Below are 13,272 nucleotides of genomic sequence, written 5' to 3'. Positions count from 1 at the left end.
ACCGGCTCGGCCCGCCATCATAAGGGATTTCAGCAACGTTGGCCGCGCGCCACCTCAGCCTCGAATCGGCACGAAACCCCTTGCCAGCATGCGCAAGTCGCTACATTTATCGAAGCAAGCCAGCTGGGTTGGCGCCGCCTGGGCCTCGCGTTCGACGGCGCCGGGCCGTGCGGGCGAAGGGCTGGTGGTTCAGTGCAGCGCCGCTGCGTCGCGCGGCGTGCCGTCTTGCGCCCTCTCCCGCCGGCGGGAGAGGGTTGGGGTGAGGGTAACGCAGGTTGAATATTCATAGCTGCTCGCGCCCGCCACACAACGATTTCAGACACTTTTATTTTGAAATCAAGCCCCAACAAGCGCAAGCCACTATTTATTCAGTAGCATCCACCTTCTCGCGCACCACTGCGCCCACCGGCGGCACGCCATCCCGCGCGCCGCAGCCGCCGCGCCCCCAGCCCCGCCGCCAGCAGGCAGCCATGTCCTGTCGATGAAACTTGCTACTGGACGCAAGCGCGGCCAAGCGTAGCCGAGCCATGGTCGTTGGCATGTCGCCATTTCTGGCGACATGACGGCGCCGGCCAAATGGCGGCAAGATGCGCGCATGACGCCCACATCGCCCGCTGCCAGTGCCATCGACGTCGCCGTGGTGGAGGACGACGCGGCCTGCCGCATCGCGCTGGTGGCGGCGCCGAACGCGGCGCCGGACATGCGGCTGCTTTGGGCCGCGGCGACCCGGGCCGAGGCGCTGGCGGCGCTGGGCGACCGGATGGCGCAGGCGCCCGATGTGCTGCTGGTGGACCTGGGCCTGCCGGACGGCAGCGGGCTGGACGTGATCGCCGCGGCGCGCACGCGCTGGCCGGGCGTGGCGCCGATGGTGAGCACGATCTTCGGCGACGAGGAACACGTGCTGGCGGCGATCGAGGCCGGGGCCATGGGCTATCTGCTGAAGGACGCGACGCCGGAGGCGGTGATCGGCGAGGTGCGCAGCCTGCACGCCGGCGGCAGCCCGATCAACCCGCTGGTGGCGCGCAAGCTGCTGCTGCATGCGCAGCGCGGCGGCGCGCCGGCCGCCGACGTTGCCGAGGCCATCGAGGCCGCCGCGGGCGACGAGCTGCCCAGCCTGTCGGCGCGCGAGCTGGAGGTGCTGCGCCTGGTGTCGCGCGGGCACACGCTGGCCGAGGTGGCGCAGGCGCTGGTGGTGTCGCCGCACACGGCGCGCACCTTCGTGCGGCGCATCTACGCCAAGCTGCAGGTGAAGTCGCGCGGCGAGGCGGTGCGCGTGGCGGCGCATCAGGGGTTGCTGGATGGCGGTTGATGGTTTTGAAAGGAAAAGACCTATATCCCGCGCCAGACAAGCGCGGGAAGCTATTGTTTTTGCATTCATCAGCTGGCTGCTGGCGCTGGCGCAGCCGGTGTGCGCGGCGGCGCCGCCGGCCCTGCACCTGACGCAGGCCGAGCTGTGGCACTCGCCTTCGGGCAGCTGGGCGCCGCCGGACACGCTGACGCACAGCGACGACGCCGTGCTGGAGGCCGCCACGCCGTGGCAGACGGTGGCGCTGCCGCACGTGCGGCCGCGCGCGGTGGCCACCCCGGCGAAGGCGGCGCAGGCGCCGCCGCAGGTGGCCTGGTACCGGCTGCAGGTGCCGGCGGCGGCACTGGCGGCGTCGCCGCAGGGGCCGCGCGTGTACATCCCGCGCTGGCAGACTTCGGGCACGGTGGCGGTGTACGCCAACGACCGGCTGCTGTGGCAGACGCGCGGCAGCCGCACCTGGAACAGCACCAACCGGCCGGTGTGGATCGACCTGGGCGGCGCGACGCCGGCCGACACCACGCTGACGCTGCACGTGCGCATGGCCAGCCAGCAGGGCGTGGGCGGCGCGCTGTCCACGCTGTGGGTGGGCCCGGCCGAGGCGCTGCTGGCGTCGTGGCGTGCGCGCACGCTGCTGCAGGCGGACGGGGTGGCGTTCTCGCGCGGCTCGTACCTGGTGATCGGCCTGTTCGCACTGCTGCTTTGGCTGGCACGGCGGCGGCGCGGCGAGGGGCTGTACCTGCTGTTCTTCGTGATGTCGGTGTTCCAGGTGCTGTCGATGCTGCACTACATGGTGGACAGCGAGGGCTTCGGCCTGCCGGACGAGTGGTTCGCCTGGCTGGCCTACGTGGCCGGCTCCATGGGGTCGGCGCTGTGCTCGTTCCTGTTCCTGTGCGTCATCAACCAGCTGCGCCTGCCGCGCCTGAAGGCCGCCATGCTGCTGTACGTGGGCGCGGCGTGCCTGATCACGCTGCCGCCGCTGGGGCTGCTGGAGCTGAACACCGCGCTGCCGGCGCTGCGGCTGGCGCTGATTCCGCCGGGGCTGGTGATGATCGGCGTGGGGGTGTGGGGCGCCATCCAGCGGCGCACCTGGGGCAGCGCGCTGCTGGCGCTGTGGCTGCTGCTGTCGCTGCCGATCGGCTTTCACGACCTGGGGCTGCAAAGCTACCGCGGCGACATCGAGTCGATCTACCTCACGCCCTACGTCTACGTGGGGCTGTTCACCATGTTCCTGCTGATCGCCTACACGCGCTACGTGCGCGCGCTTGACGTGGCGGCCCAGGCCAATGCGACGCTGGAGCGCCGCCTGGCCGAGCGAGAGGCGGAACTGGCCGCCAGCCACGAGCGCCTGCGCCAGGTGGAGCGCGAGCAGACGCTGATGACCGAGCGCCAGCGCCTGATGCGCGAGATGCACGACGGCATGGGCTCGTCGCTGATGACGGCGCTGCGCGTGATCGAGCACGGCGAGCGCGACCGCGTGGACGTGGCGCAGGTGCTGAAGGAGTGCATCGACGACCTGAAGATCTCGATCGACTCGCTGGAGCCGCTGGACGCCGACCTGCTGGCGCTGCTGGCGACGCTGCGCTTCCGGCTTGGCCCGCGCCTGGAGGGCGCCGGCCTGGCGCTGCACTGGGCGGTGCAGGACGTGCCGCCCCTGCCCTGGCTGGACGCGCAGAGCGCCCTGCACGTGCTGCGCATCCTGCAGGAGGTGCTGACCAACATCGTCAAGCACAGTGGGGCGCGCGAGATCACGGTGTCGACCGCCGAACAGGCGCAGGGCGGCGTGCCCGGCGTGGTGGTGCGCATCGCCGACGATGGCCGGCCCTTCAGCCCGCCGCCGCCCGAGGCGCTGCCGCCCGGCCGCCGCGGGCTGGGCAATATCCGCAGCCGGGTGGCGCTGCTGGGCGGCGACTGTGCCTGGGCGCCCGGTGGCGAGCGCGGCACGGTGTTCACGCTGTGGCTGCCGCTGCGGCGGGGCTGATGCATGACTCGCAAGAAAGCAACTTGAAAAACCCTTGAACGCGAAAATCGCCAAGGCAGCGCAGAAGACGCAGAAGACGCAGAAGAATCATCTGCCGTTCATCAGGGAAGCTTGAAGTCTCAGACCCTGGTGTGGGAGCGGGCTTGCCCGCGATGAGGCGCCTCGTCGCCACCAACGCTTGATCGCGGGCAAGCCCGCTCCCACACGGGGGATGCGGTCGCTGCGTCATCTGACGCCTCTTGATCATCAAGCAAGGAAGATAGCCACCATCGCTTGTGAAAGCTGAAGTCACGCAAGGTTTTCACCATCTTGTTCTGCGCCTTTTGCGAAGTCCTGGCGTTCTCTGGACTCAAGAATTCAGCGCACCTTCAAGTCGGTGGCTTGACCATCCATCATGCCCTTGCCGCTCTGGATGACCGGATGGCTGGGTGACCGCGCTGGCCTGCCCCTGCGTCATTCCGGCGCAAGCCGGAATCCACTTGGCCTCCAGCCACCCATCGGTGTGCGCAAGCGCTCTGGATTCCGGCTTGCGCCGGAATGACGGGGTTGGGAGGTGCTGGTTCGGCGCCAGTGCCGGCAGATATGCAGATGCCCAGGGCGGACAGGCACAGCGCCGCCCATCGCCCCTTGGCGCCGCCTACAGCTGCTCGGCGCGCAGCTGCTCGGCGCTGTGCGGCGACAGCAGGCCGGGCGCCACGTCGAACACGGTCTTGGCGCCGTACTGGCCTTGGCCGTGCAGGCGGTGCACGGCGCGCGCATAGGCCACCAGCACGGCCGAGGTGAACTCGGGGTTGCTGTCGAGCTTCAGGCCGTACTCGATCACCTGCGTGGTGCCGGCGCTGGTGCTGCCGCTGCGGATGACGAAGCCGCCGTGCGGCATGGCGCCGTGGTCGCGGCGCAGTTCGTCGGCGCTGATGAAGGTGACGGTGGTGTCGTACTCGTCGAAGTAGTGCGGCATGGTGACGATGGCGCGCCGCACCGTGTCGGCATCGGCGCCATCGGCCAGCACCACGAAGCATTCGCGCGTGTGCTTCTGCCGCGTGGTGAGTTGCGGGCGGGTGCCGCTGCGCACCTGCTCCACCGCGGCGGGCACCGGCACGGTGTACTGCACGCCGCCGGCCACGCCGGGCACGCGGCGGATGGCGTCGGAGTGGCCCTGGCTGAGGCCCTTGCCCCAGAAGGTGTAGGTGGCGCCTTCGGGCAGCAGCGCCTCGCCGATGACGCGGTTGATGGAGAACATGCCGGGGTCCCAGCCGGCGGAGATGAGCGCGGTCTTGTGGTTGGCACGCGCCGGCGCGTCGACGGCGGCGAAGTATTCGGGGATGCGGGCGTGGGTGTCGAAGCTGTCGACGGTGTTGAACAGTGCGGCCAGTTGCGGGCCCTGCTCGGGCAGGTCCTGCTTGGAGCCGCCGCACAGGATCAGCACGTCGATCTGCCCGGTGTGGCCGGCCAGCGCGTCCATGCCGTGCACCGGCACGCCGGCGGTGAGCGGCTGCAGTTGCGCGGGCGGGCGGCGGGTGTAGATGCCGACGAGCTGCATGTCGGGGCTGCGGGCGACGGCGGCCTCGACGCCGCGGCCCAGGTTGCCGTGGCCGGCAATGGCGATGCGAATGGGAGATGTCATGGGGAATGCTGGTTGCGTGCGGGGCCGGGGCGGCCGGGTCATCAATGGCAGGCTGGCGCGCGGGGCGCCGGCGGGCCGCTGGATTATGTCTGAGCGGGGGTGGGGGTGCGGGCCGGAAGCCGGCGCCGCGGGCGGCCTGGCGGGCGGGTTGGGCGGTGGTGGACACGGCTTGGGCCGTGATCAGGCACCGCGCGGGCGGTGCGCCGCCATCGCGGCCAAGGCCGCTCCCACAGGGGCTGGGCGGTGGCCGCTGGGGGCCTGAACAAGCGATAACGGATTGGTGCGGCGAACTGGTTTGAAAAGAATAGCTGCTTGCGCCTGATGGACGGGCGCAAAAGCAAATTATTGATTGGCAAAAAATTTCGGAAGTCCCCCCCCCGTTTGCCGCACCGATGAGGCGGGTCGCTGACATCCGTCAGCAATTCATCGGCGGCGCGCGCTGCCTGGCGACCTTCTTGCCACGCACGCGGTCAGCGTGCAGGTCGTCATGCCGCCCGCCGGGCGATCAGGGAGGGCCGCACCCCTAACGCCTCAACGCGGCAGGTCGCTTGAACCCATCAGGAACTCATCCACCGCACGCGCGGCCTGGCGGCCCTTCCCCTGCACGCGGTCAGCGTGCAGGTTGTCACGCCGCCCGCCGGGCGATCAGGGAGGGCCGCGCCCCGACGCCTCAACGCGGCAGGTCGCTCGATCCCATCAGGAACTCATCGACGGCGCGTGCTGCCTGGCGGCCTTCCCTGATCGCCCACACGACCAGCGACTGCCCACGCCGCATGTCGCCGGCCGCGAACACCTTCTTCACGTTGGTGGCGTAGCCGCCGGCGGCCTCGGTCGTGGCCTTGGCGTTGCCGCGCGCGTCCTTGTCGACGCCGAAGGCTTCGAGCACGCTGGCGACCGGGTTGGTGAAGCCCATGGCCAGCAGCACCAGGTCGGCCGGCCATTCCTTCTCGGTGCCGGGCACTTCGGTCAGCTTGCCGTCCTTGAACTGGACCTGCGCGGTGCGGAGCGCCTTGACCTTGCCACTCTTGCCATCTTTTCCATCGCCGACGAACTCCTTGGTGGAAATGGCGAACTCGCGCGCCGCGCCCTCCTCGTGGCTCGACGAGGTGCGCAGCTTGATCGGCCAGTAGGGCCACACCAGCGGCTTGTTCTCGTGCTCGGGTGGCATGGGCATGACCTCGAACTGCGTCACGCTCTTGGCGCCGTGGCGGTTGCTGGTGCCCACGCAGTCGCTGCCGGTGTCGCCGCCGCCGATGACGATGACGTGCTTGCCCTTGGCGTTGATGGCGTCCTTCAGCTTGTCGCCGGCGTTGGCGCGGTTCTGCTGCAGCAACAGCTCCATGGCGAAGTGCACGCCGTCCAGCTCGCGCCCCGGTACCGGCAGGTCGCGCGACTGCTCGGCGCCGCCGGTCAGCAGCACGGCGTCGAAGTCCTGCATCAGCTGCGCAGCCGACACGGTTTCCTTGGCCAGGTTGGTGACCTTGGCGCCGGGGCCTTCGCCCGGCATGCCGCCCACCAGCACGCCGGTGCGGAAGGTCACGCCCTCGGCCTCCATCTGCGCCACGCGCTTGTCGATGTGCGCCTTGTCGAGCTTGAAGTCGGGGATGCCGTAGCGCAGCAGGCCGCCGATGCGGTCGTTCTTCTCGAACAGGGTCACGGCGTGGCCGGCGCGCGCCAGCTGCTGCGCTGCCGCCAGGCCGGCCGGGCCGGCGCCGACCACGGCGACTTTCTTGCCGGTCTTACGCAGCGCCGGGCGCGGCACCACCCAGCCCTCGGCCCAGGCGCGGTCGATGATGGCGTGCTCGATCGACTTGATGCCCACCGGGTCGTTGTTGATGTTCAGCACGCAGGCCGCCTCGCACGGCGCCGGGCAGATGCGGCCGGTGAACTCGGGGAAGTTGTTGGTCGAGTCAAGCACCGCGAAGGCGTTCTTCCAGTCGCCCCGGTACACCAGGTCATTGAAGTCCGGAATGATGTTGTTGACCGGGCAGCCGTGGTTGCAGAACGGCGTGCCGCAGTCCATGCAGCGCGCGCCCTGTTGCCGGGCCTGCGCGTCATCGAGGGTGATGACGAATTCCTTGTAGTGCTTCACGCGCTCGGCCACGGGCGCGTAGCCCTCGTCGATGCGCTCGAATTCCATGAAGCCGGTGACTTTTCCCATGATGTTTCTCTCTTCAATGTTCTTTCAGCCCGCGACCACGCGCGGCTCGCAGCGCACGTCGGTCTTGACGGAGTTGGCGATGAAGCATTCCTCGTGCGCTTCGTGGTGCATGGCGGCGATGTCGCCCGCGTTCGGCAGGCGCTCGCCCGAGAACCACACGGCCGGCCGCAGCGTGACCACGGTCATCGCCATGCGGCGCTCGGCGTTGCGCGCCATCACGCCCTCGGCGGCGTCCTCGTAGCGGTCGACGCAGAAACCGCGCTGGGCCGCGATGGACAGGAACCACAGCATGTGGCAGCTGGCCAGGGCGGCGACAAAGGCCTCCTCGGGGTCGACCGCCGACGCGTCCGACCACGGCAGCGGCACCACGTGTGGCGACGAGGAGCCGGGCAGTTCCACCCCCCCATCGAAGCGGATCAGGTGGCGGCGGCTGTAGCGGTTGGACAGGAAATCCTGCCCCTCTCGCTCCCACGTCAGTTCAGCGTTGTAGCTTGCCATCGCGCACCCTCACTTTGCCGGGGTTGCTTCTTTTTTGGTAGCTTTCAGCGCTTTTCCAGCCTGCGCTGCAGCCTGTTTTCGCGCATGAATCTCGCCCAGCGCGCGCTTGTACTCGGTGGGGAACACCTTCACGAACTTGTCGCGCGCGGTGGCCCACTGGTCGAGCAGTTCGCGGGCGCGGCGGCTGCCGGTCCAGCGCAGGTGGTCGTCGAGCAACTGCTTCAGTTGCTCCTCGTCGGTCTGGCCACGGTGCCAGATGCCGGCGTCGACATTCGCCTTCTGCTCGGCGGCGGGCAGCACTTTCTCCAGCGTGACCATCGACAGGTTGCAGCGCTTGGCGAACTGGCCATCCTCGTCGTAGACGTAGGCCACGCCGCCCGACATGCCGGCGGCGAAGTTGCGGCCCGTCTTGCCCAGCACCACCACGGTGCCGCCCGTCATGTATTCGCAGCCGTGGTCGCCCGTGCCCTCTACGACCGCCGTGGCGCCCGACAGGCGCACGCCGAAGCGCTCGCCCGCCACGCCGCTGAAGAACGCCTCGCCCGTGGTGGCGCCGTACATCACGGTGTTGCCAACGATGATGTTGTCGTGCGCGTTGCCGCGGAAATCCAGGCTGGGGCGGATGGCGATGCGCCCGCCCGACAGGCCCTTGCCGGTGTAGTCGTTCGCATCGCCGATCAGCTGCAGCGTGATGCCCTTGCACAGGAAGGCGCCGAACGACTGGCCGCCCGTGCCCTCGAGCTGAATGCGGATGGTGTCGTCGGGCAGGCCTTCGGGGTGCACCTTGGTCACCGCGCCCGACAGCATGGCGCCGACCGAGCGGTTGACGTTGCGCGCCGTGTCCATGATCTTGACAGCCTCGCCCTGGTCGATGGCGGGGCGGGACTTCTCGATCAGGCGGTTGTCGAGCGATTTCTCCAACCCGTGGTCCTGCGTGGCGACGTGGAAGCGCGGCACATCGGCCGGCACGTCCGGCTGCGCGAACAGGCGGCTGAAGTCCAGGCCCCTGGCCTTCCAGTGCGCGATGCCCTGCTTCATGTCGAGCAGGTCGCTGCGGCCGATCAGGTCGTCGAACTTGCGGATGCCCAATTGCGCCATGATCTGGCGCACCTCTTCAGCGACGAAGAAGAAGTAGTTGACCACGTGTTCGGGCTTGCCGGTGAACTTGGCGCGCAGCACCGGATCCTGCGTGGCCACGCCGACCGGGCAGGTGTTGAGGTGGCACTTGCGCATCATGATGCAGCCTTCGACCACCAGCGGCGCGGTGGCGAAGCCGAATTCGTCGGCGCCCAGCAGCGCGCCGATGGCGACGTCGCGGCCGGTCTTCATCTGGCCGTCGGCCTGCACGCGGATGCGGCCACGCAGGCGGTTCAGCACCAGCGTCTGCTGCGTTTCGGCCAGGCCGATTTCCCACGGCGAGCCGGCGTGCTTGATCGACGACCAAGGCGACGCGCCCGTGCCGCCGTCGTGCCCGGCGATCACCACGTGGTCGCTCTTGCACTTGGCCACGCCGGCGGCGATGGTGCCGACCCCGACCTCGGACACCAGCTTGACGCTGATGTCGCTGTGCGGCGCCACGTTCTTCAGGTCGTGGATCAGCTGCGCCAGGTCCTCGATCGAATAGATGTCGTGGTGCGGCGGCGGGCTGATGAGCCCCACGCCCGGCACGCTGTGGCGCAGGCGTCCGATGTAGTCGCTGACCTTGCCACCCGGCAGCTGGCCGCCCTCGCCGGGCTTGGCGCCTTGCGCCATCTTGATCTGGATCTGGTCGGCGCTGGCCAGGTATTCGGCCGTGACGCCGAAGCGGCCCGAGGCCACCTGCTTGATGCGGCTGCGCAGGCTGTCGCCTTCGGCCAGCGGCAGGTCGACCTCGACCACGTCCTCGCCGATCACCGACGCCAGCGTGGCGCCCTGCTTGATCGGGATGCCCTTCAGTTCCTGCCGATAGCGCGCCGCGTCCTCGCCGCCCTCGCCGGTGTTGCTCTTGCCGCCGATGCGGTTCATGGCGACGGCCAGCGTAGCGTGGGCTTCCGTTGAAATGGAGCCGAGCGACATGGCGCCGGTGGCGAAGCGCTTGACGATTTCCTTGGCCGGCTCTACCTCGTCGACCGGAATCGCCTTGGCCGGGTCGACCTTGAACTCGAACAGGCCGCGCAGCGTCATGTGGCGCTTGCTCTGGTCGTTGATGAGCTGGGCGTATTCCTTGTAGGTGCTCCAGTTGTTGGCGCGCGTGCTGTGCTGCAGCTTGGCGATGGCGTCGGGGCTCCACATGTGCTCTTCGCCGCGGGTGCGCCAGGCGTATTCGCCACCGGCGTCGAGCATGTCGGTCATGATCGGATCGCTGCCGAAGGCACCGCGGTGGCGGCGCAGGGCTTCTTCGGCAATCTCGAACACGCCGATGCCCTCGACCCGGCTGGCGGTGCCGGTGAAGTACTTCTGCACCGTGGCGCTGTTGATGCCGATGGCCTCGAACAGCTGGGCGCCGCAGTAGCTCATGTAGGTGCTCACGCCCATCTTGGACATGATCTTCGACAGGCCCTTGCCGATCGCCTTGACGTAGTTGTAGATCGCCTTCTCGGCGCTCAGATCGCCCGGCAGATCCTTGTGGATGGCGGCCAGCGTCTCCATGGCCAGCCAGGGATGCACGGCCTCGGCGCCATAGCCCGCCAGCACGGCGAAGTGGTGCACTTCGCGTGCGCTGCCCGTTTCCACCACCAGGCCGGCGGCGGTGCGCAGGCCCTCGCGGATCAGGTGCTGGTGGATGGCCGACAGCGCCAGCAGCGCCGGAATGGCCACACGCTCCGGCCCCACGGCCTTGTCGCTGATGATGAGGATGTTGTGGCCGCTCTTGATGGCATCCACCGCGTGCGCGCACAGGCTGGCCAGGCGCGCTTCCACGCCCTCGGGGCCCCAGCCCAGCGGGTAGGTGATGTCGAGCACGCTGCTTTCGAACTTGCCCTGCGTGTGCCGGCCGATGTTGCGCAGCTTGACCATGTCGGCCGCATCCAGAATCGGCTGGCTCACTTCCAGCCGCATCGGCGGGTTGACCTGGTTGATGTCCAGCAGGTTGGGCTTGGGGCCGATGAAGCTGACCAGGCTCATCACGATGGCCTCGCGGATCGGGTCGATCGGCGGGTTGGTGACCTGCGCGAACAGCTGCTTGAAGTAGTTGTACAGCGGCTTGTTCTTGTCGGACAGCACGGCCAGCGGGCTGTCGTTGCCCATCGAGCCGATGCCCTCTTCGCCATTCACGGCCATCGGGCTCATCAGGAACTTGATGTCCTCCTGCGTGTAGCCGAAAGCCTGCTGCAGATCGAGCATGGCGGGCGGCGTGCTTTCGACGCCGGAGGACTGCGGCTCGGTGTCGGCGATCGGCAGCTCCTCGGCATCGAGGCCCGCCACGGGCTTGACCACGTCGTCGAGGCGGATGCGCAGGTCCTCGATCCAGCGCTTGTAGGGCTTGGCGTTGGCCAGGCTGGCCTTGACCTCCTCGTCGTCGATCATGCGGCCCTGCTCCAGGTCGATCAGGAACATCTTGCCGGGCTGCAGGCGCCATTTCTTGACGATCTTGTGCTCGGGCACCGGCAGCACGCCGGATTCGGAGCCCATGATGACGATGTCGTCATCGGTCACGCAGTAGCGCGCCGGGCGCAGGCCGTTGCGGTCGAGCGTGGCGCCGATCTGACGGCCATCGGTGAACACGATGGAAGCCGGGCCGTCCCAGGGCTCCAGCATCGACGCGTGGTATTCGTAGAACGCGCGGCGGCGCTCGTCCATCGTGGTGTGCTGCTCCCACGGCTCGGGAATCATCATCATTGCCGCCTGTGCCAGCGGGTAGCCGGCCATGGTGAGCAGTTCGATGCAGTTGTCGAAGGTGGCGGTGTCGGACTGGTCGGGGAAGCTGATGGGATACAGCTTCTTCAGGTCGGCCCCCAGCACCGGAGAGGACATCACGCCCTCGCGCGCCCGCATCCAGTTGTAGTTGCCCTTGACGGTGTTGATCTCGCCGTTGTGCGCGACGTAGCGGTACGGGTGGGCCAGTGGCCACTCGGGGAAGGTGTTGGTGGAAAAGCGCTGGTGCACCAGGCCCAGCGCGGAAACGCAGCGCTCGTCCTTGAGGTCGAGGTAGTACTCGCCCACCTGGTCAGCCAGCAGCAGGCCCTTGTAGATGACGGTGCGCGAGCTCATGCTCGGCACGTAGTACTCCTTGCTGTGCTTGAGCTTCAGCGCCTGGATGTGCGCGCTGGCGGTTTTGCGAATCACGTACAGCTTGCGCTCCAGCGAATCCTGCACGATCACGTCGTGGCCGCGGCCGATGAACACCTGGCGGATGACCGGCTCCTTGGCGCGCACGGTGGGCGACATCGGCATGTCGCGGTTCACCGGCACATCGCGCCATCCCAGCAGCACCTGGCCTTCGGCCTTGATGGCGCGCTCCAGTTCTTCCTCGCACGCTAGGCGGCTGGCATGTTCCTTGGGCAGGAAGATCATGCCGACGCCGTATTCGCCGGGCGGCGGCAGCTTGACGCCCTGTTTGGCCATCTCCGCGCGGTACAGCGCGTCGGGCATCTGGATCAGGATGCCGGCGCCGTCGCCCATCAGCGCATCGGCCCCCACGGCGCCACGGTGGTCGAGGTTCTCGAGGATCTTCAGCGCGTTGGTGATGATGGCGTGGCTCTTCTCGCCCTTCAGGTGCGCCACGAAGCCCACGCCGCAGGCGTCGTGCTCCTGGGCCGGGTCGTACAGGCCTTGTTGTTGCAACTGCTGTTGTTCGGCACGCGTGCTCATCGCTCTATTCCATCCATCAGATCAATTCCGGAAGCGCGAGCATAGTGCACTGCAACATCGTCGCCAAGTTTTTTAATTGGGGTCAGATCAAAATTAAATTGCCAGATTGAATGAATCAGAATAATAAGGGACATATCAAATAACGTAGCGCCAAGTGAAACACTGACGAGCCTCAATGCCCCGTTTGAATCAGTTTTCCGCCGGCTTGGGCGGCCGCCCTGCGGCGGCACGCGCGACCCGGCGTTCGGTGCGGCGCTGCAGCTCGGCGATGAAATCCGCCCCGCCCAACGCCCAGCCGCTGTGGGCAGCGCGCGTCAATGCGGTCATCTGGTCCGGGTTCAGGCCGGCGCCCACCATCTCGGCATAGGCGCGCTCGCGCGCGAACGGCGTGTTGCCCAGTTGCCAGTACAGCGGATGGGGCGTGATGAGCGGGTCCGTCCGCAGGCCGATGTGGTGCCCATGACTCGACCAGGGATAGTCCTGCGGCCGCGCCACCATGCCGGCGCGCACGGGGTTCAGGTCGATGTAGGCCATGCAGGCCAGCAGATGGCGCTCGGCCTCAATCACGGTGCTGCGGTAGCGCCCTTCCCACATCGTGCCGCTGCGGCCATGCCGGCGGTTGAACCAGCGCACGTAGCCGCGACCCACGCCCTGCATCATCAAGGGCAGGCTGTCGCCGGCCTCGGGCGTGACCAGCAGGTGCAGGTGGTTGCTCATCAGCACATAGGCGTGCACCGCCACCCCATGTGCGCGGGCGTGCTCGGCCAGGTCGTCCAGCAGGCGCTGGCGGTCGGCGTCGTCGACCACGATGGGCTGCCGGTTGTTGCCACGCTGGATGACGTGGTGCGGGTAGCCGGGAACCGTGAGGCGGGGCAGGCGGGACATGGCAAATCTTAAGCCAGCCTCGGTTTGTCGCG

Annotated in this window: 7 protein-coding genes; 2 read left to right on the top strand and 5 right to left on the bottom strand. The window is 68.2% G+C overall.

Translation table 11 applies throughout. The annotated features are described in order from the left end of the window. Positions 1-595: 595 nt before the first annotated feature. Positions 596-1,309, top strand: coding sequence for a LuxR C-terminal-related transcriptional regulator (locus ACFSCU_RS07360; protein ID WP_180551705.1), 714 nt, complete (start codon positions 596-598; stop codon positions 1,307-1,309). Then, complete coding sequence (locus tag ACFSCU_RS07355; RefSeq protein ID WP_377560298.1) at positions 1,299-3,284, top strand: sensor histidine kinase; 1,986 nt, start codon at positions 1,299-1,301, stop codon at positions 3,282-3,284. The genes ACFSCU_RS07360 and ACFSCU_RS07355 overlap by 11 nt, the downstream gene beginning before the upstream one ends. A gap of 637 nt (positions 3,285-3,921) precedes the next feature. Here ACFSCU_RS07355 and ACFSCU_RS07350 read toward each other — a convergent pair. From ACFSCU_RS07350 to ACFSCU_RS07330, 5 genes are all read right to left on the bottom strand, one after another. Next, on the bottom strand, positions 3,922-4,908 hold the full coding sequence (locus ACFSCU_RS07350; protein WP_180549935.1) for a diaminopimelate dehydrogenase: 987 nt from the start codon (positions 4,906-4,908) through the stop codon (positions 3,922-3,924). A gap of 670 nt (positions 4,909-5,578) precedes the next feature. Further along, positions 5,579-7,069 carry a glutamate synthase subunit beta gene (locus ACFSCU_RS07345; RefSeq protein ID WP_377560297.1) on the bottom strand — a complete coding sequence of 497 codons (1,491 nt, stop codon included), beginning with the start codon at positions 7,067-7,069 and terminating at the stop codon, positions 5,579-5,581. Positions 7,070-7,093: 24 nt separating this feature from the next. After that, positions 7,094-7,567: an OsmC family protein gene (locus ACFSCU_RS07340; protein ID WP_377560296.1), complete on the bottom strand. Its 474-nt coding sequence runs from the start codon at positions 7,565-7,567 to the stop codon at positions 7,094-7,096. 9 nt (positions 7,568-7,576) lie between these two features. Continuing rightward, positions 7,577-12,355 (bottom strand): glutamate synthase-related protein, encoded by a 4,779-nt coding sequence (locus ACFSCU_RS07335; protein ID WP_377560294.1) that lies wholly within the window; start codon positions 12,353-12,355, stop codon positions 7,577-7,579. A 189-nt stretch (positions 12,356-12,544) separates the two neighbouring features. Then, positions 12,545-13,240: an REP-associated tyrosine transposase gene (locus ACFSCU_RS07330; RefSeq protein ID WP_180549936.1), complete on the bottom strand. Its 696-nt coding sequence runs from the start codon at positions 13,238-13,240 to the stop codon at positions 12,545-12,547. Positions 13,241-13,272 lie beyond the last annotated feature (32 nt).

The sequence above is a fragment of the Ottowia beijingensis genome, from assembly GCF_042680925.1.
Taxonomy (GTDB): Bacteria; Pseudomonadota; Gammaproteobacteria; order Burkholderiales; family Burkholderiaceae_C; genus Ottowia; species Ottowia beijingensis.
This window is presented reverse-complemented; position numbering and strand designations above follow the sequence as displayed.